Here is a 24,883-nt window from a genome sequence, read left to right as displayed (position 1 = left end):
TTAATATCGTAATAATAAATATTTTCTTGATTAAAAATATATTTTACTGTATTATTACTGCATTAAATAAAAAATTTTAAGGAGTAAATAATGTTAACTTTTAAAACCATTAGTGATAAAGAAATGCAGCATATAATGGATACTAAAGAAGTAAGTGATGATATAAAAAAATCTTCAGAAAATGTTTTGGCTATATTCACTCAGGATTGGTGCGGAGATTGGAAAGGCTTAGAAAGAGAATTAAAAGCAAATGAAGAGAAATCACCTATAGATATTACAGTTTATATTTGTATGTATAATGAAAGTCCTCTATATGAACCTTTCATGAATTTTAAAGAGAATGTATGGAATAATGATTTAATACCATACTTGAGATATTATAAAAACGGCTCATTTGTTAAAGATACTAATCATCTTCCTTTCCAAAGATTAATAAAAGCATTTGAATAATAAATAAAAAATATTTAAAAATAAAAATGTTTAAAATAGAAAAAGCGGGAGTTGAAAATATTGAAGATATTTCTACTCTCGCCAAAAATATATATTTGAAATACAATTCTAATTTAGATACAGATGAAGGGATTAATAATGTATTAACTTTTATATCAGCTAATAATATGAAATTAAGATTTTTTATGCAAGGCTCTTTGATGCTTATTGCTAAAAATGAATATGATATAATAGTTGGAATGCTTGAAATAACTGATTTTGATCATATTTCTCTTTTTTTTGTAGATGACAGATATTTTAAATTAGGTATAGCAAGCAGTTTATTTAATGAGGCAAAAAACATTTTAAATTCAGATAAGTACACTGTAAAATCAAGTCATTATGCATATAAATTTTATAAAAAACTAGGATTTATAGAACTATATAATGATATTCAAGAAGAAAACGGAGTACATTTTCATTATATGATTTATTAATATACTTATCTCAAACTAATTTTATTTATGATTGCGAAACGAACAATCATTGAAAAAAAGTCTGACAGGTGAAATAGACGGATATTTATATATTAAAATGACAAATACCAAATATATAAAACACTGAATCTTAATTTTAAAAATTTAATTATTTTTAAAATAATTTTCTCAAATACTTTTGAAACAATTCTAATATATTAATATCAATCCTTATAATACTTACTATAATATTCGTAGCTTTTAATAACTCTCTCTACATAATATTCAGTCTCTTCAATATCAATAAATCTTCCTGTACGATACATATTATTAGTACCATACTCTGCTTTCCATCTTCTTCCGCGTCCTGAACCTGCATTATAGCTTGCCGCTACTAATATATAATTGCTTGCCTTTTGACTGCTAAATAACCAACCCAAATGAGAGATTCCCAAATTAATATTTTGTTTAGGATCCGTTAAATCTAAAGGATTATATCTATATCTAGCCTTTTTATTTTCAGCTGCAGCAGTTGAAGGCATAAGCTGCATAAGTCCCATAGCTCCAACCCAAGATCTAGCCTTAGGATCAAACAAACTCTCCTCTCTCATTATACCATATACAAATGCAGGCTCTATCTTATAATATTTAGCCTCTGGTACTACATACTCATCAAAATATCTAGGATACACTTTTCTTCTAAGCTCATCTGGAAGCAAGTCTGTATTGTCTGAATATGGATATCCAAAATATTTGCCTATATTTGCTGATATCTGCATAAGCCTTTTTGTATTTTCTGAACTTATAAATATTTTCTCTGCAAAATAATATAAAGGATATGTTACCTGTGTCTTTTTAAATATCTTATCGAACTCAGTATATGCATTGTCATAATCACCGTAATAATACAATATTATTGATTTGTTAACTTCTCTTCTAGTCTGAAGTGATAATTCATTAAATAAATCTTTCTCGCTTCTATTGGCATATAAATCCTTTACAAATCTATTTCGCATAAGAATATTTTTAGCCATTGCCCTAGCCTCTTTAGTAAGTTCATCTTCTTTGCCTGTAGAAATATAATTTAAAAATTGTATCTTATTAAGCATCTGCATAGATTTAGTAAAATTAGAATCTGAATAATATTTTTTAGCCTCATTAAAATAATAAGTATTACTAAGCTCAACATTAGCTACCATCTCACTATCAGCAAGACTCAAAGCTCCTTTAACAAAATAATGACTTTTACTAGTTAAAAGACTCTGCATCAAATATTTATCTCTTATATCATTATCTCCAAATTCTTCAGCAGCCCACATATTCCAAGATAAAGCAAAATCATGCCTAAAATTAGGATACCTTGCCTCCAAAGCCTTAGTAGCAAAATATGTTTCTGTCTTATTTTTTAATTTAAACGCCTTTCTTAAATATGATTTTAAGGCTAATTCCGTCTGCCAGCTTTTAGGAAATATTTTCATTACATTTGTAAGATAAGTCTTTGCCTGAACAAGATTATTTCTATTAAGGCTCAAATTTACAAAATTATTATATATTCTAGGAACATAATCATCTCTAGGATACTCTTTCAAAAAAGTATTATAAAGCTTAAATGATTTATCATAATCTTTCAATTTATTATAATTATCAGCCGAGTAATAAAGTCCTAATCTTCTATGAGTTTTATTATTAGCATTTGATAAATATTCATCAAATAAGGCAGCAGCATCTCTTCTATTTCCAGATAGCTGTTTAATTCTAGCCATGTAGTATGTAGAACTTGCTTTATAAGAGTTATTATCATATAAATCCTTAAAATAATTTAAAGATGCTTTTCTGTATCCTGCTTCATAAAGTATAGCTGCTGTTTTAAATTTTAAAGCATTAGCAAAAGAAGAAATATCCTCAGAGAAATTATTATTATAATATATAGCTGCTTCGCTTAATCCGAATCTGCTTAAAAGCTCATAAGCTATCATTCTAGCTTTATTAGTATCATCTGTACTTCTTAAAGCTCTTATTCCTACAAACTCCTTAATCCATTTTTGAGTCTTTCCATTAAAAAAATTACTTACAGGATAATCATCTCTGTAAAACTCGGAAAGTGCTTTATACTGCTCAGCATAAGGATATAATGATGAACGGGGATATTCTTTCATTAATAATGAATATAAATCTATTGCCTCATTATACATATTAGTAAGAAAAGCACTCTTAGCTCCGTAATATATAACATAATCCCTTATAATCATATCATCTTCTGTATTCATTATATTTGTAAATTGATTATATGCTTCTAAATATTTTTCTCTCTTATGAAGCTCCAATGCTGTGCCGTAATTTATTTTACTTTTAGATATAATATTCTTTTCTAATGATATATCCTGAGCACCTAATATAGATGTCATAATAATAACAATAATTTCAAAACAAAATGTAAATATTAAAATTCTTTTATTAAAGATTCTGAAAATGTTTTTTTTCATTTAATAGCAGCCTAAAAATAGTTTTTTATATAGTAATTGTTATTGTATTACTTTTTTAATTTTTTGCAAATAAATTTTACATTTTCATTACATTTTTAATACATTTATACTTTAATCTTTATAATATTTACTATAATGTTCATAACTATTGATAACACGTTCCACATAATATTCAGTTTCTTCAATATCAATAAATCTTCCTGTACGATACATATTATTAGTACCATACTCTGCTTTCCATCTTCTTCCTCGTCCTGAACCTGCATTATAACTTGCAGCTACTATTATATAGTTGCTTGCATTTTCGTTTTTAAATAGCCAGCTTAAATGTCCAATACCTATATTAATATTTTGCTTCGGATCTGTTAAATCTAAAGGATCGTATCTGTATCTAGGATTTCTATTTCCCTCTTCAGCTGTTGCCGGCATTAACTGCATAAGACCTGTAGCCCCAACCCAAGATTTAGCCTTAGGATCAAATGTACTTTCCTCCCGCATTATAGAATATACAAATAATGGATCTATTTTATAATATTTTGCCTCTGGTAAAACATATTCATCAAAATATCTTGGATAAACCATCTTTCTAAATTCATCTGGAAGTAAATCAGTGTTGTAAGAATAAGGATAATTAAAATATTTTCCTATATTAACTGATATTTGCATAAGCCTCTTGGTATTGCCTGAATCTTTAAAAATTTTTTCAGCGAAATAAAATAACGGATAAGTTACTTCTTCTGCTTTCTTAAATATTTTATCATATTCTGTATATGCATTATCATAATCACCATAATAATATAATAATATAGACCTATCAGCTTCATTAGTAGTTTGCAATGATAATTCATTAAATAGATCATAATCACTTTTATTAGAATATAATTCTTTTACAAATTCATTTTGCATAAGAATATTTTTAGCCATATCTCTAGCTGATTTCATAAACTCATCTTCTTTTCCCGTAGATATATAATTTAAAAACTGAATCTTATCAAGCATTTCCATAGATTTAGTATAATTTGAATCAGCATAATATTTTTCAGCTTCATCAAAATAATAAGTATTACTAATTTCAACATTTTTAATCATTTCATCATTGGCTAAGCTCAAAGCACCTTTTATAAAATAATGATTTTTACTTGTAAGAAGTGTTTTCATTAAATATTCATCTCTTTTTTCAGTATCTCTAAACTCTTCAGCCGTCCACATATTCCAAGATAATGGAAAATCATGTCGGAATTTCGTATACCTTTTCTCTAATGCTGAAGCAGCAAAATAGGTTTCAGTTTTATTTTTTAATTTGAATGCTTTTCTTAAATATGATTTTAATGCTAATTCTGTCTGCCAGCTATTTGGAAATTTATTCATAACATTAGTTAAATAAACCTTTGCCTGAACTAAATTATTTTTATTTAAACTTGTATTAACAAAATTATTATATATTCTTGGAACATAATCATCTTTAGGATATTCTTTCAAAAAAGTGTTATACAATTCCATTGATTTGCTATTATTTGTCAATTTAGAATAATTACCTGCAGAATAATAAAGCCCCATTTTTCTATATGTTTTATTATTGGCATTAGATAAATATTCATCATACAATTTAGATGCTTCTTGCCTGTTTCCTTCTGCTTCATTTATTCTAGCCATATAATAAGTTGAGTTTCCCTTATTGTAATTATTAGAATATAAATATTGGAAAAGTTTTAATGCAGATTTTCTAAAGCCGGCATCATACAGCACTAAAGCAGATTTATATTTTAAATTATCATCGAATAATAATATTTCATCTTCGTAATTATTGTTATAATAAATAATAGCTTCAGTGTTTGTTAATTTAGTTATAAGTTCATAAGCTATCATCTTAGCTTTATTGGTATCATCAGTATTTCTTAAAGCTCTAATACCTACGAATTCCTTAATCCACTTTTGTTTCCTACTATTAAAAAAATTACTTATAGGATAATCATCTTTGTAAAACTCAGCCAATGCCTTATACTGCTCTGCATAAGGATATAATGGAGAATTTGTATATTCTTTCATAAGCAATGAATATAAATCTATTGCCTCATCATACATATTTGTATTTAAAGCACTTTTAGCTCCGTAATATATAATATAATCTTTAATAATTGAATCTTCATCTCTGTTTATTATATTTGTAAATTGATTATATGCTTCTAAATATTTTTCTCTATTATATAATTCTAATGCAGTACCATAATTTATTTTATTCTTTGAAGTGATTTTTTTCTTTAATGAAATATCCTGTGCAGTTAAAATAGAAGCGACAACAACAATAATAAGAGAAAAAGAAATAATAAGCAGTATAAATCTTTTATTAAATAGAATTTTATTTTTCATTGAACCTCATCAAAAATAGTTTTTATATAGTAATTATTATTTTATTATTTTTTTCATTTTTTGCAAACCAATTTTACATTTTGACTTACTATGATGATTATATATTTAATTAAAATTTTTATAAAAAGTAAATAATTTTCTTATTATTTTTTATATATTTAAACAAAAAGGAGGGAAAATGAATTTAACAGAATTAAGAGATAAACAAAAACAATTTTTCAAAAGTTCAAAAACATTATCATACGATTTTAGAATAGAACAATTAAAAAAATTACAATCAATGCTTATAAAGTATGAAAGAAATTTTATAGATGCTCTGTATAAAGATATGCAGAAGTCAGAATTTGAAGCTATAGGTACAGAATTATTTTTTGTAATGGAAGAGATTAAAACATTCATAAAAAATCTTAAAAAATGGATGCATAACAAAAAAGCAAAAAGAAATATGGTAACTATAGATTCAAAAACCACTATAATAAATAAACCATTTGGAGTATCATTAATAATATCGCCTTGGAACTACCCTATACAATTAACTTTTCTTCCGCTTGTAGGTGCAATAGGAGCCGGCAATACCGCTATAATAGCACCTTCTCAATTAACTCCTACTGTATATGATGTAATATATAATTCTATAAAAGATACATTTGATGAAGAATATATTGCCGTTGTAGATAAAAGTATACCTCCGGAAAATGTAAGTAAAATAGAATATGATAAAATATTTTTTACAGGCTCTCCAAGAGTTGGAAAGATTATTATGTCAAATGCTTCAGAGTTTCTCACACCTGTAACATTAGAGCTTGGAGGAAAATCCCCTGTTATAATTGATGATATAAAAGGAAATAATTTTAATAAGGCTATAAAAAGAATTATATGGGGAAAGTTTATAAACTCTGGTCAAACTTGTGTATCTCCAGATTATATACTCATAAGAGAAGATTTAAAAGAAATATTTTTAAAAGCATTTAATGAAGAAATAAAACTATTTAATGAAGAAAAAAAGCTCCATAGAATAATAAATGAAAATCACTATAAAAGATTAAAATCATATTTAAATGACGGAAAAATTATTTACGGCGGTGAATATGATGATAATAATTTATCTATTTCTATAACATTAGTAGAACCTAAAGATTTAGAAACTAATATTATAAAAGATGAAATATTCGGCAGCATTTTCCCAATACTTTATTATAAAACAAAAGAAGAAGCCAGAGATATAATAGAAAAAGTATGTCCTAATCCTCTTGCTATGTATATATTCTCAGAAGATATTGATTTTAATTATTACTTTATAGAGAAAATAAGTTACGGAGGCTGCTCTGTTAATGATACCATAAGTCATATACTAAATTCTAATGCCCCATTTGGAGGAGTTGGAAACAGCGGAATGGGTAATTATCATGGATATTATAGCTTTAAATGTTTTTCAAAAGAAACTACCGTTTTAACTAAAGGATATGGTTTTGAACTAAAAACAAAATATCCGCCTTATTCTACAAAAATTAAAGAAGTTAATTTATTATATAATTTGGTAAAGAAATAATTTTATATATAAAAATTAGTATATACCTAAACAAATATAGTTTATCAAAACTAATTTTTCAAATTTTAAATATTTGCAGGGCTTTGCCCACCACGCTGTGTGCTACGCAGCACCACAGTTCTTTTATTGGTATAAAAGAACCAGGCACAGCCCGCAGTCGCGAAGAACTGCATTTTTAGCATAAATTTATGTATTATCATATATTTAATACATGTATCTAAAATATAAAGTTCTAGTAATTACATTTTTTTCAACTTTGACGAAGTCCGCCTGTGGTGTGTGAGGCAAAAATGTTTATAATTCTATATAAAGTGCATCAGTATAATAACAAAAAAAGGCTTGCATTAAAATTGATTAATACAAGCCTTTAATTTTATCTAGTTATAAATTTTATTTTCCCCAAACATCAGGTTCAAACTCTTTATTAACTCTATTATAATCAACAATATCAATGCCATTATAGTAGAACTTCAAAATTTCTTTGTAGTCTTTTTTTACCTGAGCCATACCATAAGCACCCCATTGACACATACCTACTCCATGTCCGCTTCCTTTACCAGTAATTATTATACCATTATCCACTTTTTTAATAGTAAAATTAAGTGATGGCACTAGTTTAGGAGAAAGTGTGCTTCTGAAATCTCTTGAAGTAATATCGCTGTCATCTATTTTTATATTAGTAGCCTTTCCAGACTTAGGGTCAGTGCTAATACCAATAGAAGATTTTTCGCTTGCATGTACAGAATAATTAGCTAAATCATTATTAAGTTCATTATAGCTTAGTGCATTAGTCCAAGGTTTAATCTGAGCATTGCAGTAAGGACAAGAAACACCTTCCAAATAAGGCACAGCAACACCGAATACATTTTCTGCACTGTCAGTATGTCCGCCGCATAAAGCACTGAAGTATGTAGCTATAACTTTGCCTTTGTAAACAGCGATTTCATATCTTGTTCTGTCAACAGCCTGTTCAACAGACCAATTCATTTTTTCTTTGCCATTATAAACCTGAAATTTTGTAGTATTATCAACATCAAAAGGAAGTTTATTAGCATTTTTTAATATATGATACATTGCATAAGTACGGGCTGCAACTGCCTGAGCTTTTAATGCTTCCATAGGCCAATCTGGAGACATCTCATGAGGTAAAACCCCTTTAACATAGTCTTCAATATTAAGCTCATTAACCACTATCATGGTATCATTATATGGAATAAACATTAAAGAACCATAATATTCTTTTCCATTTAAAGTAAATCCGTCCTGTGTTTCAAATACTATACCCTCTTTATAAACACCCACTTCATTAACTTTTAAACCTAATCTGTTTTCTACAACCATTACAGTTTCATTAGTTAAAGCTGATATTATTTCGCTTTCATATTTGTAATTGTACGCTTTATAAGGACCTTTGATATTAATAGTATATGGAGCTTTTACATCTGTTAATTGTACTCTGATAATATTTTGATTTGCAAATGCATATATACTATTCATTGCCAATAATACTAGCAATAAAAAGAAATACTTTTTGACTCCCATAATTTTAACGCCTCCTTGCTGTAAATAAAATTATTCGCTAAAATTATCGGTTATTTGAAAACTTGCTTTACAATATAATTTTATATAGTTTTCTTAAATTGGACTTGTTTCAAAACTTAATTTCTTAATATTTATACTTTTTTAATTTAATATTTTTTTAATTATGGTTGGGGCTTTGCTGCGAAGCACACAGTCGTGCCAAACCCCACTTCTTTTGTGACACTGTCCGCCTTCGGTGTGGCACATACGAAGTACGCCTCGCTGTGCGTGCCTTCGGCAGGCGAGAAGCATACGAAGTACGCCTTCGGCGAAAGACTGCATATTTATATATTAAAATGATAAATCATACAACATGTAAAACATATGATTTATTTAATAATTAATATTATATAATTTAGCATAAAACAACAAACTTATAAAATTATTTGTCAAGTACTTTTGAAACAAGTCTATTATACTGCAGCAAGTTATTTAATTTTTTATAAAAAAATAATCACATAGATATGATTATCTTACCTTCTATACCGCCTTTAGACATAGTTTTAATAGCTTCCTCTGTGTTTTCAAGACTAAATACTTTAGAAAATATTTTAGGCTTTATATTTTTATCTTCTACTATTTTTGTAATTTCTTTAAGCTGTGCTCCGTCAGCTCTTACAAACATAAATCTATACTCTTTTCCTTCTTTCATAGCTTTTTTATCGTACTTAGAGCCTGCCAAAGAAAATAAAGTTCTTTTTAAGAAAGGAAACTGATTCACTTCAGCAAATTTTTTATTAGGACTTGTTCTTAAACTTAAAATACGACCACCTTTCTTTAATACTGATAACTCTTTATCAAACTCTTTTGCACCAAGTGTATCTATAACATAATCAGCTTCCGAAACTAACTCCCAATAATTTTCTTTACGATAATCAATATATTTATCAGCACCCAAACTTATAAAATGCTCTTTTGACCTCTCATTACCAGAAACAATAACATTAAGCCCGAAATATTTAAAAATAGGAACTGCCATCTCTCCGAAACTTCCAGATCCTCCTGTTATTAATACAGTTTCTCCAGATTTAGCCTCTAATTCTTCTTTGAGTGCCTGATAAGCTGTAAGTGCTGTAAGAGGTATTGCTGCTGCTTCAATAAAATCGCAATTATTAGGCATAGATGATAAAAACTTACTATCAACTGCCGCATAATTAGCAAAAGCACCTATTTTTGATATGGGCATACGAGTATAAACTTTATCGCCTACATTAAAATCTTTTACATTTTTACCTATCTTTTCAACCACACCGGCAAATTCATTTCCTAGTGTAAGAGGCATTTTATAATCCTGTATAAGTCTTACACTGCCTGTTAGTATTAATATTTCAAGTGGGTTTACTGCAGCTGCCTTTATATTAACCAATACTTCATCATCGGTGATTTCTGGTATTTGTATATCTCTAATCTTTATATCAATATCTTTTGAATATTTGTCAATTTGTGCTGCTATCATAATGTCTCCTAAATTTTAATTTGAAAGATTTTATAATATTGTTTATAAAAATCAATATAAAATATTATGCAATAAAAAAGATGAACAGAATAAAATCCATTCATCTCTTAAAAAATATAATAATAATTTATATAAAATAATTATTTAGTATAAATTTTGCCGTTATGTTTTTCTTTTATTTTTTGAACCGTATCAGATATCATATTAACAGATTCCATAATATCAGCAAACACATCAGGCTTTATAGACTGTGCACCATCACATAAAGCATGCTCTGGATCATTATGCACTTCTATTATCATACCATCAGCACCTGCAGAAATAGCCGCTAATGTTAGAGGAAGCGCCATCCATGATTTACCGCTTGCATGCGAAGGATCTCCTATAACAGGCAAATGACTTAAACGTTTTATTGCAGGTATCGCACTTACATCAAATGTATTTCTAGTATAAGTTTCAAATGTCCTTATGCCTCTCTCACATAACACAACATTTTCATTGCCTTGATTGAGTATATATTCGGCACTCATAAGCCATTCTTCTATAGTGCTTGATAAACCTCTTTTTAAAAGTATAGGCTTTTTTAATTTTCCTACTTCTTTTAAAAGTTCAAAGTTCTGCATGTTTCTTGCCCCAATCTGAATCATGTCCACTGTATTATCAAAATCTTCTAAATGCCTTATAGATACAATCTCACTTACAATAGGTATTCCAACCTCTTCTCTTGCAAGTTTTAATATTTTAAGTCCGTCTAAAGCTAAACCCTGAAATGCATAAGGCGAAGTTCTAGGTTTGAATGCTCCTCCTCTAAGTATAGAAGCACCAGAAGCCTTTACACTTTTAGCTATATTAATAACCTGCTCTTCACTTTCAACAGAACAAGGTCCTGCAATAATTGTAGGCTTTCCCTCCCCTATTTTTACACCGCTTACATCAACTACAGTGTCTTCTTTTTTGAACGCTCTGTTTGCTCTTTTAAATGGCTCCTGCACTTTTAATACTTTAGATACTCCTGGCAAAGATGAAATTAAATCTCTGTCTATCTTTGAAGTGTCCCCAACCATACCTATTACAGTGTAGTCAACTCCTACACTCTTATTAATACCAAGACCTGCACTTTGAAGTCTTTCTATAATATTATTAATATGTTCTTCTTTAGCATTCGGTTTCATTACCACTATCATAATATATTCTCCTTAAATAAAATAGTTAATTAAAAATTGATGAACTTAAATATAAAAATTGCGAGTGTCTGGTATTCGTCAGAATACCAGAGCCTTAAAACGAGCAATTTTTATTAGCAATAATAGAAGTATCTCAGACCATTCCTATTACAGTGTAGTCTACTCCTATACTTTTATTTATGCCGAGACCTGCCTCTTTAAGTCTTTCTACAATATTATTAATATGTTCTTCTTTTGCATTTGGTTTCATTACCACTATCATAATATATTCTCCTTAAATAAAATAGTTAAAAATTGATGAACTTAAATATAAAAATTAAGTATTAATAAAAGTTTAAATATATAAATTTGTTTTGATTAGAAAAATAGATACTCTGGCGCCTTAAACGCCATAATAGAAGAAGTAATAAGCGTAAATGCTTTTGAAATTAATTGAAAATAAATTACCATTCATAGTAATAAATTATATACAAAAAATATAAAAAGTCAAGTATTTATAATTTTTTACTTTTAATAAATAAAAGCATCTGCAAAAATACAGATGCTTTTATTTAATATTATGCTAAAGATAAGGCAACTTCCATCATATTTGTAAAAGTTTTCTCTCTCTGTTCAGCAGTTGTAGCCTCACCTGTAACAAGAGAATCAGAAATAGTAACCATACAAAGAGCATTAACTCCAGCATAAGCAGCATTCATATATAAAGCAGCAGCCTCCATTTCAACAGCCAATACTCCCATTTTAGCCCATTTCGGTGTTGCATTATTAGCTCCGTAAAACACATCAGATGAAACTATATTGCCTACATGATAATTAATTTTCATATCATCAGCTTTTTTTACAGCATTCTTTAAAAGCTCATAACTAGCTATAGGAGCAAAAGTTCCAGGAAGTTTATACTGAGAAGCATAATTAGAATCAGTGCATGCTCCCATTCCTATAACCAAATCACCTATATGAAGTTTATCAGATAAAGCACCTGCCGTACCAATACGAATCAAATTCTTACAGCCGTAAAAATGAATAAGCTCATAAGAATATATACTGCAGGAAGGCATTCCCATACCTGTACCTTGAACTGAAACTTTTTTTCCTTTATAAGTTCCTGTAAAACCAAACATATTTCTTATAGAATTATACTGAACAACATTCTCTAAAAAATTTTCAGCTATAAATTTTGCTCTTAGAGGATCTCCAGGTAAAAGTATAGTTTCAGCAATATCGCCTTTATTGGCAGCTATATGAGGTGTGGCCATAGTGTTTTACTCCTTTATTTTATTTTTGTATTATTATAAATATTAATCTTTTTTATATCAAGCAAATAAATTAAATAATATTTTTATATAAGTTCAATTTTACTTATTTATTTTTACATCAGCTTTTTATTAATTTCAAAATTGACTTATAATTTGTTTTATAATATTATTTTTATACAATCAAAATAATATTAAGAAAAATATATGTATAGGAGCTCTTGAATTAATATATGAAAATAAGATTAGCAAATATTGAAGATGCCTCTCAAATTCTTTCAATATATTCTCAGTATATTGATACAAACATAACATTTGAATATAAACTTCCAACTTTAGAAGAGTTTAAAAATCGTATAGAAAATATTATAGAAAAATATCCTTATTTAGTATGCGAAGATGACAGTAAAAAAATAATCGGATATTGTTATGCAAATAAATTTCTTGAAAGAGAAGCATATAATTGGAGCTGTGAACTATCTATATATTTAGATAAAAATAATATCAGCAGAGGAATAGGTAAAAAATTATGCTCTATCATTATTGAAATTCTTAAATATCAGGGAATAAAAAATATTTATTCAAAGGTTACAGTGCCAAATACAAAAAGTGATAAACTACATTATTCATTAGGTTTTAATCTGATAGGAAATTATAACAATATAGGATATAAAAATGGCAAATGGCATAGTGTAAGTATCTTTGAAAAAGAACTTATTTTTGATTATGATAATCCCAAAGATATAATACCAATAAAAGAAATAAATGAAGAAAAAATAATTTCATTTATAGAAAATTACAAATAAATAATAATACATATAATATATAAGGAGATAGTATAATGGAGAAAAGAGAATTAAATGAAGAAGAAAGAAATGTAATAATTTTTAAAGGAACAGAATACCCCTTCACAGGTGAGTACAATGACTTTTTTGAGGAAGGTATTTATTGCTGCAAACAATGCGGTGCAGAATTATACCGCTCTGAAGATAAATTCAAATCTCATTGCGGCTGGCCTAGCTTCGATGATGAAATAGAAGGTGCTGTTAGAAGAACATTAGATGCAGACGGATATAGAATAGAAATAACATGCAATAATTGCGGCGGACATTTAGGTCATGTATTTACAGGAGAACATCTTACAGAAAAAAATACAAGACATTGCGTGAATTCTATTTCATTGATATTCAAACCCAAAAAATAATTATTAATTTTAAATAAAAAGGACTTATATATTTTCATATAAGCCCTTTTATTTTTCTTATTATTGCTAATAAAAATTATCCGCTAAAATATATAGAAAATAAATTTGCTATACGCTCACAATTTTTATATTTAGCTTTCTAGTATCTTAAAATTATTATTTTTTCTTCATAATGTTATTGTAATCTTTAAATAATGAAGAAACAACACCACCTAAAGCCAAAAGTCCTAAAAGGTTTGGTATAACCATAAGCCCATTAAAAGTATCTGCTAATGACCATACCAAATCAACTTTTAATGCAGAACCTAAAAGTACAAATCCAACAACTAATACGGCATACACCTTTTTAGCTTTTACTCCAAATAAATATTTTATATTCTGCTCCCCAAAAAAATACCAGCCTATTATAGTAGTAAATGCAAAGAAAAATAAACATACAGCAACAAATATAACACCAAAATAACCGAATCCCAATCTGAATGCTTCCTGAGGCAAACCTACCCCTTTTAAAATTTCTGGTATATCAGCTGCAGATGTTAAAGGATATATTTGAGTTTGTAAAATATTTGAAGTAAGTATAACCAAAGCAGTTAAAGTTACAACGATAAAAGTGTCGAAGAATACACCTATCATAGCAACAACACCTTGTTCGCATGGATGTCTAACTTTAGCTAAAGCATGAGCATGAGGCGTAGAACCCATACCAGCCTCATTAGAAAATAATCCTCTAGCTACACCAAAACGCATAGCCTGCTGAACACCTATTCCTAATCCGCCACCTATAACTGCCTGAGGATTAAAAGCAGCTGTAAATATTAATGCTATAGAGCTAGGAAGATTTTTTATATTCATCATAATTATTATTAAAGAACCTATTATATAAAATAAAGCCATTATAGGTACTATCTTTTCTGCAAATGATGCTATTCTTCTAAGTCCTCCTATAAATATAAATGCTGCTATTAATGCACAAAATATACCTACATATATAGGCTTAATTTGAGGAAAAGCATTAACAAAAGCTCCGCTTATAGAGTTAGACTGCACCATGTTTCCCATAAAGCCCAAAGCTAGTATTATAAATATAGCAAATAAAATAGATAAAAACTTTCCGAAAACTCCTTTATAAGCAGCCTGTATATAATATGCAGGTCCTCCTATAATATGACCGTCATCAGTTGTAGTTTTATATTTCTGACCTAAAGAAGCCTCTACAAATATAGTAGCCATTCCCAAAAAAGCTGATACCCACATCCAAAATATAGCACCTGGTCCTCCTGATATTAAAGCTGTAGCGGCACCAGCCAAATTACCTGTACCAACCTGAGCTGCAATTGCCGTAGCAAGAGACTGAAAAGAACTCATTCCCTCTTTATCAGCAGCTTTTCCAGCTAAAGAAAGACTTCCGAATGTTCTATCCCAGCCGTCTTTAAATTTTAAAATCTGCACGAATTTAAATCTTATAGTGAAATAAATTCCGCTTCCGCATAATAAAATTATTAATAAATAATCCCATAAAAAACTGTTAACTTTTGCTACTATAGATGACACGGTATCCATAATAAACTCCTAAAATTTTATTAATAAAAAAATACAAGCATATATTATTTAATTTTATTACTACAAAAAAATATTATCTTTAATAGTAATTAGTAAAATATTATATCATAAATGCTATTTTTTTGGTATAGTAAAATTCATATTATTTAATATAAAAATTAATATTAGACTTGTTTAAAAACTATAACTATAATTTTTTTGATTATTTTTAATTATAAAATGATGTTTTTTTGATTAATACCTTAATGCATAAAATTATAACCTTTTTAATAAATAAAGTGTTATGTAATATATAGACTTATTTATAATTTTATTTACAGTAATTTATATAGAGTATTTTTTGTTTTAAATGTAATATAATATTATATAAATAAGATATAAATATGCAGTCCTTTTGCTTCTTTGGGTCACCAAAAGAAGTGGGGGTTGGGGCAAAGCCCCAATTATTAAAACTATAAATATTATTTTTAAATTTATTATATAATAACATCACTATATATACGTACAAAATTGCAACAGATATATTATATATTTAAAATAAAATAAAAAGATCTTAAAATTGTCTGTAAAGAAATTTTTAAACAACTCTAATATTCATAATGCTAATATTTTTTATTGAAATATATTATTTATATTGTAAAATATTAATATGAATATTTAACTATCTATTGTTATATATTTATATTAAGGATTTTTATTTTGAAAAAAACATTTTATATTATATTATTATCAGTTTTATTTTTTATTTCTTCATGTAAAAAAGTTAATTTGTTAAGTCCGTCAATAATACCTCCGCCAACCGAATTTCCAAATAACGGACAAATACCCCAATATCCAATACCAAGCCCAGCATTGTCGATACCTCCTGATAAAATAGAAGAAAAATATATAACAGTAACCCCTGAAATAGTACAAAATGGAACAGTATTTGGGGGCTACAGCAGAAGATTTAAATTTAATAATGAATGGCATATACTTGCTACTAATGAATACCAATATGATCCGAATACTAAAAGACTAAGCCCTACAGGTAAAGGAGCAATATTAAAAATAGATAATAATGGAAAAACTATAACAAAAGTATACGGACTTTCATTATCTGAAGATTTGGAAAAAAAAGAGTACTGGACTAATCTTAATTCAAAAAAAGTAATAATGGAGCCAAATAGAGTAACAATTCCTACAGCAGGAACTTATGGAATGATAATTGAAACTCTTCAAAAAAAATATGAATATAAAAATGTAAAGAATCCAGTAAATAATTTTAGATATATATCAGAAATTTATCTTAATGTAAAGGGCAAAGCCACTTCAGATTTAATAAATTGGGCTGACTCTCCTGATACTCATAAAAAAGTATATAATATGCCAAAATTAAATTTTGATAATCCTAATTTTCAGGGAAGAATAGGTACAGCCAATAGTGACTTGGTACTATTATATTTTGAAGGTAAATTTTTATTATTTATACAGCCTACAATATATGATTATTATAAAGACGGTTTTATTCCTCCGTCTAATGAAGATCTTTATTTAGATTCTAAGTATTATTATACATTAGATTTAGGAAAAGATTCATCAGATCCTAAAAATTGGGTAACTAATGAAACGCCTTGGGGAAGAAGATATCGTATTAATTATTTTCGTTATGATTATTATAAAATGTATGTATCAGGAGGAAGTACATCTAAATATGTATACAATGCTTCTGACGGATATTGGTATCATAGCTCAGAAGCCTCTTATTCTCCAGACCCTTGGGATGGAATATGGGGAACAAAAGACGGTATTAATTGGGAAAGGGAAATGAGTTCGGCACCTTTAAAAAATGCCCAAGATATTGCATATTTCCTCAAAGAAAACCCTTTGATTACATATAAAGCAGCAGATGACGGTACTCCTTTTGAACCTGAATTTACAGAACTTAACGGTATATATTACAGAACTTTTAATACCACATACCCAATACCACCTGTAAAAGAAATTATGGAAACAGCAGAAAGATTTGAAACTAATTTTACTATAACAGAAGAACATATAAGAAATTCTGGTATTTATCAAATTCAAATGTCATCTGTTCACCCTGATAATGCTAAAGAATCCGATTGGATTACAATAGTGCCTAATAATCAAATAACTTCGTCTACAGCTTGGGAAAGCGGCGGTGCAGCTTTATTTACTTTTAATGGAAAATTAGTTCGTTTGGTGGATTATGACAGAGAGTTTAAATTGAACACTCAATATGAAGAGGCATTAAATTTATCTAAGCAATATTATAGCTTGCTTGAAACCGGACCAATATCAGAGTATAAAAATAATTGTTATTACTTTCTATATTATAAAGCTATGGCAGATATGATTAAAATAATTAAAGATAAAAGCAATGAATATTTTAAACCGGATAAGGCTTTTACACATTATACTTTTGAAATTAATTAAAAGTTAATTAGTATAAAAATAATTAATTTTAATTCTATATCAATACAGAATATATATTTACAGTATTATTTTTATACATAAACCATATTTTGATATATAAAAATAATACAATCATAATATATAGCTCTATAAGATGTTATTTTTAATATAATATAATTGTACAAAAATAAAACATTTTTAAGTATTTATTTGGCATATTTTTTGCATATATAATAGTGTTCAGTAATCAAATGCTGAAACAAAATTATTTAATCAAAAATTAAATAATTAATTTATAAAGGAGTGAGGCGGTATAAAAAGCCGTCTATTAATTAGAATATGGATTATAATAAATATACAATAAAAGCCCAAGAAGCTATAAATGAAGCTGCAAATATAGCTAACGGCGAAGATCATAATGAAATAAAAAGCGAACACTTACTTCTAGCATTATTAAAACAAGAAGACGGACTTATTCAGCCTTTAGTAGAGAGAATAGGTGTTCCTATAAATACATTAATAGATAAAACTCAAAAACTAGTTGATGAAAATGTAAAAGTAACAGGAGAAAATGTTCAATTACATTTATCTACTAATGCAGGTAAAATTCTAGCAAAAGCAGAAAAAGAAGCGAATGCCCTAAAAGATCAATATGTATCTACAGAGCATATATTCTTAGCACTTGCTGAAGCTGATAATAAAGCAGGAGACATGCTAAGAAAAAATGGAATATCTAAAAAAGAAGTTTTGAGTGCATTAAAAGTATTAAGAAACGGTCAAAGAGTTAATAGCCAAGACCCAGAAGCAAAAATGCAGTCTCTTGATAAATACTGCCGTGATTTAACAGCATTAGCAAAAGAAGGAAAAATAGACCCTGTTATAGGAAGAGATGAAGAAATAAGAAGAGTTATGCAGGTATTATCAAGAAGAACAAAGAATAATCCTGTACTCATAGGAGAGCCGGGTGTTGGTAAAACAGCTATTGTTGAAGGACTTGCAAGAAGAATAGTTTCTCAAGATGTACCTGAAGGACTTAAAGATAAAAGATTATTAGCTTTGGATTTGGGAGCATTAGTAGCTGGTGCTAAATTCAGAGGAGAGTTTGAAGAGAGATTAAAAGCTGTTATTACTGAAATAGAAAAATCAGAAGGTAACATAATATTATTTATAGATGAGCTTCATACTTTAGTAGGAGCAGGTGCCACTGAAGGAGCAATGGACGCTTCTAATTTATTAAAACCTGCATTGGCAAGAGGCGAATTAAGAGCAATAGGTGCTACTACTTTAGATGAATACAGAAAATATATAGAAAAAGATAAGGCACTTGAAAGAAGATTCCAGCAGGTTTACTGTAAAGAGCCTACTGTTGAAGATACTATTTCAATACTTAGAGGCTTAAAAGATAAATACGAAGTTCATCATGGTGTAAGAATAAAAGATGATGCTTTAGTTGCTGCTGCTGTATTGTCAAACAGATATATAACTAATAGATTCTTACCAGACAAAGCTATTGACTTGGTAGATGAAGCTGCAAGCCAATTAAAAATAGAAATAGACAGTCAGCCTACTGAACTTGATAAATTGGAAAGAAAAATATTACAGCTTAATATAGAAAAACAGGCTCTTTCAAAAGAAAATGATCCTGCTTCTAAAGAAAGATTAGAAAAACTTGAAAAAGAATTATCCGAGCTTTCTGAAGAACGCAATGCTATGAAACTTCAATGGGATAATGAAAAAGGAAGAATTGAAGAAACTAGAAAATTAAAAGAAGAACTTGAAGAGCTTAATATAAAAGAAACTCAGTATACAAGAGAGGGAAATCTAGCAAAAGCTGCCGAAATAAAATACGGTAAAATTCCAGAACTTCAGAAAAAACTTGATGAGGCTTCTAAAGCAATGGAAGATGCTAAAAACTCAGATAAAAAAAGATTATTAAGAGAAGAGATTTCTGAAGATGATATAGCTAGAGTTATATCCGTATGGACTGGAATACCTGTAAGTAAAATGCTTGCAAGCGAAAAACAAAAATACTTACAGCTTGAGGAAGTATTACATAAGAGAGTTGTGGGACAAGATGAGGCTATAACTTCTGTTGCTGATGCTATTAGAAGAAATAGAGCTGGACTTTCTGATGAAAATAAACCTCTTGGAAGTTTCTTATTTATAGGACCTACTGGGGTTGGTAAAACTGAGCTTGCTAAAACTCTTGCCGACTTCTTGTTTAGTGATGAACATGCTTTGACAAGAATAGATATGAGTGAGTATATGGAGAAATTCTCCGTTACCAGACTTATAGGAGCTCCTCCGGGATATGTTGGCTATGATGAAGGCGGACAATTAACAGAGGCCGTAAGAAGAAGACCTTATTCTGTTATACTCTTCGATGAGATAGAAAAAGCTCACCCAGATGTATTTAATGTACTTCTTCAGGTATTAGATGACGGAAGACTTACAGACGGACAGGGAAGAATAGTAGATTTTAAAAATACTATTATAATAATGACTAGTAATTTGGGTTCTGATTTGATTCTTGAAGCTGATAATACTAATGACATAAAAGAAAAGATTCAGGAACTCTTAAAAATGTCATTTAGACCGGAGTTCTTAAACAGAATAGATGAGATAATAACATTTACTAGACTTGACAAAAAATACATTGCTGAGATAGTAAAAAATCAAATAAATAGAGTTGCTAACAGACTTAAAGATAGAAGAATAAGTTTGGATGTAAGCGATGAAGCTATAGATTATATTGCTGATATTGGTTATGATCCTCAATTCGGAGCAAGACCATTAAAAAGAGCTATACAAAACTACATAGAAAATCCTCTAGCAAAAGAAATGCTGGCTGGTAAATATTTAGAAGGAGATACCATAAAAGTAAAAAAATCAGGAGACAGTTTAGTATTTGAAAAATAACATTTTACATATTTAATTTCATAATCATAAATAAATGGCTTGCTTTTAATTTGAAGCAAGCCTTTTTATTTTTATACTTAAACATATAAATTAATTACTTAAGCATATTCAATTTCTATTAATGATCTCAATGCACTTTTAGCTTCATTTAAAAATCTAGGATTAGGATCAACTTTATAATTCTCCCCTATTTTAAATACTTCCATACCGCTTTCAGATTTCAATTTCAAGAATATAGTATAGTCTCCCGGATTTGAAGATATAGCATTTTGAAGACATAATAAATCCATATCATCAAATATATTTTTATTCATATATAATGCTAATTGCTTCTTACCGCTGTTATTATGTTTTACTCCAATGCTATTATTAGGTCTGCTTGTAAATGCCTCATTAGAAACAACATTATCAGATCTTTTAATATCATTTTCTTTATTAGAAGTATTTTTAAATGGAGCATCATTTTTATTTACAGAAACTCTCTTATTTTCAGATTTCATTTCTGAAGATGCTTCTCTTTTTATATTATCTCTTTTTACTTCTTTAAGTTTAAGATTTTTATCTTTTAAGAAAGAATCTAATAATTTTATATCAACTATATTATTATATATTTTTTCTGAGAATCTATTTTTATCTCTTCGTCCTTTTATTAATATTCCTGTTTGTTCTTCTAGTATATCTCTAAATTTTTCTATCTGAGCATTGGCTGTAATATAAAATACATATTCAGTAAATATATCCATAACCTTTAATGTAATCATAGGAGTGTTTTTCTTTGTAGTTGTTTCAATAGCTGACATAACAACACAAGGAAGTAAAAACTCATCTTTATCTTTAAGATTATCAATATCCAAAGTATTATGGAAATATTTATAATCAATTTGAGAAACATATCTTGCAAAAGGATGATATCTCAATGAAAACCCTAAAACTTCTCTTTCATTTTCCATTAAAATATTAGAAGCATATTCTACTTGTTTTTCTATCACCAAAGAAGCACTTCCGCTGTCATCTTCAGACATAGAATCAAAAAGCATAGTCTGACCTGATAAAGTTTCTTTCTGATAATTAGAAGCATGAGCGAGTATTGCATCAAGAGAGGAGAGCAATGCACTTTCAGTATGTCCGAATCCTGAAAAAGCACCGCATTTAATTAATGTTTCATAAACTTTTCTATTGACCAAATGAACATCAACTCTTTTCACAAAATCTTCTAAATTTTTGAATTGTCCGTTTTTATCTCTTTCCTCTTGAATAGCTAAAGCAGCATGAAGTCCTACACCTTTAACGGCATGTAAAGCATAAACTATTTTACCATCTTTCTGAGAAAATAAAGCATCGCTTTCAAAAACGCTGGCTGTAACTATTTCTATGTTTTTCTGTTTAATTTCATTAAGATATAAAGATATTTTATCAGTATCAGCTATAACCGTATTAAGAAGTGCAACATAATATTCCATAGGATAATGAGCTTTAATATATGCTTCCTGATATGCAATTAAAGCATAGCAAACAGAATGCGATTTATTGAAACCGTATTCAGCAAAACCTTTCATAGTATCAAATAAATAAGTTAATAACTCTTTATCATAACCTCTTTCAAGTCCACCCTTAATGAATTTCTCTTCCATAGAGTTCATTTTCTCTACGATCTTTTTACCCATAGCCTTTCTTAAATCATCAGCTTCAGCAGCAGTAAATCCGCCTATAACTCGGCTTATAGCCATAATCTGCTCTTGATATATTAATACTCCCTGACTCTCTTTAAGTATAGGCTCTAAATCTGGGTGCTTGTATACTATTTCTTTTCTTTTATTTTTTCTGTCAGCATAATCTTTATCCATTCCAGAGTTTAAAGGTCCCGGACGAAATAATGCTACACTTGATACTAAGTCATCAAATCCTGTAGGTCTGATATTTATAAGCATCTGACGCATACCAGCACTTTCAAATTGGAAAATACCGCCTGTATCAGCTTTCCTAAATATTTCATAAACAGCTTCATCATCTAAAGGAAGTTTATCTATATCTATTTCAACACCATATCTTTCTTTTATATCTTTTACAGCATCTTTTATGAGTCTCAAGTTTTTAATACCCAAAAAGTCCATTTTTATAAGACCCGCACTTTCAACATAAGTCATTTCATATTGGCAAGCTCTAGTACCTGTTTTAGAATCCTGATAAACCGGTGCTAAATCCATTATAGGATGCGAAGATATAATAACTCCAGCCGCATGCAAACCTACATTTCTAACTAATCCGTCAAGCCTTGTAGATATTTCATACATATTTTTTAATTCTCTGCTGCTTTCTATTTCTTTAACCAAAGCAGCACAATCAGGGTGATCATATATATCTACAACCCTTTTAATATCATCAGGTATACTTTTAGCAAGTCTGTCTGCAGTAGCTAAATCTATATTCATAACACGGCAAACATCTCTTATAACAGATCGTCCTCCCAAAGCTCCGAAAGTAGCTATTTGAGATACATTATCCTTACCATATTTATTTGTTACATAATCTATTACAACTTCTCTTTTATCATCTTGAAAGTCAACATCTATATCGGGCATGCTTTTTCTTTCCGGATTTAAAAATCTTTCAAAAAGCAAATTATAATCAAGAGGATTAACTTTAGTAATTCCTGTAGCAAATGCAACTATTGAACCAGCCGCACTTCCCCTACCCGGACCTACAGCCACATCATGATTTCTTGCATAGTTAATAAAGTCCTGAACTACAAGAAAATATCCTTCAAATCCCATCTTAGCTATGACACCCAATTCCATATCAAGTCTTTCCATAGCTTCTTTTGGAATATTATTATTATAATGCTTATTAAGACCTTCTATACACATCTTCCTTAATGCTGTAGTTTCTGTCTCTCCATTAGGAAGCTCATAATTAGGCATATAATAAGTTTTAGTCATTATATTTAAATCTTTGCATTGCTCTGCTATTTTTACAGTGTTTTCAAATGCTTTAGGAAGTTTTGCAAATGACTTCATCATCTCTTCTTCTGTCTTTAGATGAAATTCATTGCTTGGAAATTTATATCTTCTTGGCGAATCTAAAGTAGCTTTAGTCTGTATCGCTAAAAGTATTTCATGAGCTTTAGCATCTTCTTTTGATACATAATGCACATCATTTGTAACTACCAATTCTATATTATGATGTTTAGCTAATTGGTATAATGCACTATTTAAAGACTTTTCTTCCGGCATATTATGATCTTGAAGTTCTATATAAAAATCATTTCCAAAAATAGATTTATAATATTCAGCTAATTTTGAAGCCTGCTTATAATCTTTTTTTCTTATTGCAATAGGTATTTCTCCTCCCATGCAGGCTGATAAACAAATTAATCCCTTATTATATTTTTCTATTAATTCATGGTCTACTCTCGGTCTATAATAAAAACCTTCAGTATATCCGAATGTTACTAATTTACATAGATTATTATATCCTTCTTTATCTTTAGCAAGAAGAATCAAATGCATGGCACTTTTTTCTTCAGAGTTTTCTAGTTTTTTATCAAATCTTGTTTTAGGAGCAACATATACTTCGCAGCCTATAATAGGAATAATCCCTTTATCCTTAGCTTCAGAGAAAAATTCCATAGCACCGAACATGTTTCCATGATCAGTCATGGCTATTGCTGGCATACCTAATTCTTTAGCCCTATCTATTAACCCCGGTATAAGTCTCTTAGTTTTATCCTTTTTAGAATATAATGACTTAATACGGGCTGCCCCATCAAGTATTGAATATTGTGTATGTACATGCAAATGAACAAATGACATATTAAACCCCTATTTGATGCTATTATTTTATATCATTTAAGTTAAATATCAAGTTAAATTTAACAAATATATAAATAGTTTTTATTTATCTACTATAAATATTTACGGTATTTAATTTATAAAATTAATATACACTATACAAAGAAATAAATAATTTTTTTATTTTTTAAATTTGACAATTTCTCTTTTAATACT

General features: G+C 28.6%; 16 protein-coding genes. 7 read left to right on the top strand and 9 right to left on the bottom strand.

Annotated elements, in window-relative coordinates:
* The first annotated feature begins 90 nt into the window (after nucleotides 1-90).
* Complete coding sequence (locus tag A966_RS09770) at nucleotides 91-450, top strand: hypothetical protein (protein WP_008725088.1); 360 nt, start codon at nucleotides 91-93, stop codon at nucleotides 448-450.
* 26 nt (nucleotides 451-476) lie between these two features.
* Entirely contained in the window at nucleotides 477-926 is a 450-nt protein-coding gene (locus tag A966_RS09765; protein WP_008725086.1) for a GNAT family N-acetyltransferase, read from the top strand.
* Between the two features lie 203 nt (nucleotides 927-1,129).
* Here A966_RS09765 and A966_RS09760 read toward each other — a convergent pair whose 3' ends face one another.
* Nucleotides 1,130-3,388, bottom strand: coding sequence for a lytic transglycosylase domain-containing protein (locus tag A966_RS09760; protein ID WP_008725084.1), 2,259 nt, complete (start codon nucleotides 3,386-3,388; stop codon nucleotides 1,130-1,132).
* A 111-nt stretch (nucleotides 3,389-3,499) separates the two neighbouring features.
* A complete protein-coding gene (locus tag A966_RS09755) occupies nucleotides 3,500-5,755 on the bottom strand; it encodes a lytic transglycosylase domain-containing protein (protein WP_008725080.1) in 2,256 nt (751 codons plus the stop codon).
* 178 nt (nucleotides 5,756-5,933) lie between these two features.
* On the opposite strand from A966_RS09755, the gene A966_RS09750 reads away from it, so the two are divergent.
* Entirely contained in the window at nucleotides 5,934-7,304 is a 1,371-nt protein-coding gene (locus A966_RS09750; protein WP_008725079.1) for an aldehyde dehydrogenase family protein, read from the top strand.
* Nucleotides 7,305-7,694: 390 nt separating this feature from the next.
* Here the strand turns inward: A966_RS09750 and A966_RS09745 are convergent, their stop codons facing one another.
* The 5 genes from A966_RS09745 to deoD all read right to left on the bottom strand — a co-directional run bounded on the left by A966_RS09745 (nucleotide 7,695) and on the right by deoD (nucleotide 12,781).
* A complete protein-coding gene (locus tag A966_RS09745) occupies nucleotides 7,695-8,801 on the bottom strand; it encodes a SpoIID/LytB domain-containing protein (RefSeq protein WP_176719972.1) in 1,107 nt (368 codons plus the stop codon).
* A gap of 538 nt (nucleotides 8,802-9,339) precedes the next feature.
* A complete protein-coding gene (locus A966_RS09740) occupies nucleotides 9,340-10,341 on the bottom strand; it encodes an NADP-dependent oxidoreductase (RefSeq protein ID WP_008725074.1) in 1,002 nt (333 codons plus the stop codon).
* A gap of 140 nt (nucleotides 10,342-10,481) precedes the next feature.
* Nucleotides 10,482-11,525: a 3-deoxy-7-phosphoheptulonate synthase gene (gene aroF / locus A966_RS09735; protein ID WP_008725072.1), complete on the bottom strand. Its 1,044-nt coding sequence runs from the start codon at nucleotides 11,523-11,525 to the stop codon at nucleotides 10,482-10,484.
* A 133-nt stretch (nucleotides 11,526-11,658) separates the two neighbouring features.
* Nucleotides 11,659-11,787 (bottom strand): hypothetical protein, encoded by a 129-nt coding sequence (locus A966_RS13450; protein WP_008725071.1) that lies wholly within the window; start codon nucleotides 11,785-11,787, stop codon nucleotides 11,659-11,661.
* 295 nt (nucleotides 11,788-12,082) lie between these two features.
* Nucleotides 12,083-12,781: a purine-nucleoside phosphorylase gene (gene deoD / locus A966_RS09730; RefSeq protein WP_008725069.1), complete on the bottom strand. Its 699-nt coding sequence runs from the start codon at nucleotides 12,779-12,781 to the stop codon at nucleotides 12,083-12,085.
* A 230-nt stretch (nucleotides 12,782-13,011) separates the two neighbouring features.
* Between deoD and A966_RS09725 the strand changes: the two genes are divergently transcribed.
* Together A966_RS09725 and A966_RS09720 are read left to right on the top strand one after the other, a co-directional pair.
* A complete protein-coding gene (locus A966_RS09725) occupies nucleotides 13,012-13,584 on the top strand; it encodes a GNAT family N-acetyltransferase (RefSeq protein ID WP_008725067.1) in 573 nt (190 codons plus the stop codon).
* 35 nt (nucleotides 13,585-13,619) lie between these two features.
* Nucleotides 13,620-13,982, top strand: a complete 363-nt coding sequence (locus tag A966_RS09720; protein WP_008725065.1) for a methionine-R-sulfoxide reductase — start codon at nucleotides 13,620-13,622, stop codon at nucleotides 13,980-13,982.
* Nucleotides 13,983-14,138: 156 nt separating this feature from the next.
* On the opposite strand, the gene A966_RS09715 is transcribed toward A966_RS09720, so the two are convergent.
* Nucleotides 14,139-15,542 carry an alanine/glycine:cation symporter family protein gene (locus A966_RS09715; RefSeq protein WP_008725063.1) on the bottom strand — a complete coding sequence of 468 codons (1,404 nt, stop codon included), beginning with the start codon at nucleotides 15,540-15,542 and terminating at the stop codon, nucleotides 14,139-14,141.
* A 699-nt stretch (nucleotides 15,543-16,241) separates the two neighbouring features.
* Between A966_RS09715 and A966_RS09710 the strand changes: the two genes are divergently transcribed.
* Nucleotides 16,242-17,981, top strand: coding sequence for a hypothetical protein (locus A966_RS09710; protein ID WP_008725061.1), 1,740 nt, complete (start codon nucleotides 16,242-16,244; stop codon nucleotides 17,979-17,981).
* A gap of 318 nt (nucleotides 17,982-18,299) precedes the next feature.
* Nucleotides 18,300-20,879 carry an ATP-dependent chaperone ClpB gene (clpB, locus tag A966_RS09705; protein WP_008725058.1) on the top strand — a complete coding sequence of 860 codons (2,580 nt, stop codon included), beginning with the start codon at nucleotides 18,300-18,302 and terminating at the stop codon, nucleotides 20,877-20,879.
* A gap of 98 nt (nucleotides 20,880-20,977) precedes the next feature.
* On the opposite strand, the gene dnaE is transcribed toward clpB, so the two are convergent.
* On the bottom strand, nucleotides 20,978-24,688 hold the full coding sequence (gene dnaE, locus A966_RS09700) for a DNA polymerase III subunit alpha (RefSeq protein WP_008725056.1): 3,711 nt from the start codon (nucleotides 24,686-24,688) through the stop codon (nucleotides 20,978-20,980).
* Nucleotides 24,689-24,883: the final 195 nt, after the last annotated feature.

Origin of the sequence: Brachyspira hampsonii 30446, from assembly GCF_000316195.1 — a bacterium.
GTDB classification, from domain to species: Bacteria; Spirochaetota; Brachyspiria; order Brachyspirales; family Brachyspiraceae; genus Brachyspira; species Brachyspira hampsonii_C.
The sequence above is the reverse complement of the archived record's forward strand: the minus strand, read 5'-3'. Positions and strand labels throughout refer to the sequence as shown.

Excerpts from the sequence above, each read along its gene's own strand:
- A966_RS09725 (WP_008725067.1), top strand. The coding sequence starts at position 13,012 with ATGAAAATAAGATTAGCAAATATTGAAGATGCCTCTCAAATTCTTTCA.
- A966_RS09720 (WP_008725065.1), top strand. The coding sequence starts at position 13,620 with ATGGAGAAAAGAGAATTAAATGAAGAAGAAAGAAATGTAATAATTTTT.
- A966_RS09755 (WP_008725080.1), bottom strand. The coding sequence starts at position 5,755 with ATGAAAAATAAAATTCTATTTAATAAAAGATTTATACTGCTTATTATT.
- A966_RS09745 (WP_176719972.1), bottom strand. The coding sequence starts at position 8,801 with ATGAATAGTATATATGCATTTGCAAATCAAAATATTATCAGAGTACAA.
- A966_RS09715 (WP_008725063.1), bottom strand. The coding sequence starts at position 15,542 with ATGGATACCGTGTCATCTATAGTAGCAAAAGTTAACAGTTTTTTATGG.
- A966_RS09770 (WP_008725088.1), top strand. The coding sequence starts at position 91 with ATGTTAACTTTTAAAACCATTAGTGATAAAGAAATGCAGCATATAATG.
- A966_RS09750 (WP_008725079.1), top strand. The coding sequence starts at position 5,934 with ATGAATTTAACAGAATTAAGAGATAAACAAAAACAATTTTTCAAAAGT.
- clpB (WP_008725058.1), top strand. The coding sequence starts at position 18,300 with ATGGATTATAATAAATATACAATAAAAGCCCAAGAAGCTATAAATGAA.
- A966_RS09765 (WP_008725086.1), top strand. The coding sequence starts at position 477 with ATGTTTAAAATAGAAAAAGCGGGAGTTGAAAATATTGAAGATATTTCT.
- aroF (WP_008725072.1), bottom strand. The coding sequence starts at position 11,525 with ATGATAGTGGTAATGAAACCGAATGCTAAAGAAGAACATATTAATAAT.
- dnaE (WP_008725056.1), bottom strand. The coding sequence starts at position 24,688 with ATGTCATTTGTTCATTTGCATGTACATACACAATATTCAATACTTGAT.
- A966_RS13450 (WP_008725071.1), bottom strand. The coding sequence starts at position 11,787 with ATGATAGTGGTAATGAAACCAAATGCAAAAGAAGAACATATTAATAAT.
- A966_RS09760 (WP_008725084.1), bottom strand. The coding sequence starts at position 3,388 with ATGAAAAAAAACATTTTCAGAATCTTTAATAAAAGAATTTTAATATTT.
- A966_RS09740 (WP_008725074.1), bottom strand. The coding sequence starts at position 10,341 with ATGATAGCAGCACAAATTGACAAATATTCAAAAGATATTGATATAAAG.
- deoD (WP_008725069.1), bottom strand. The coding sequence starts at position 12,781 with ATGGCCACACCTCATATAGCTGCCAATAAAGGCGATATTGCTGAAACT.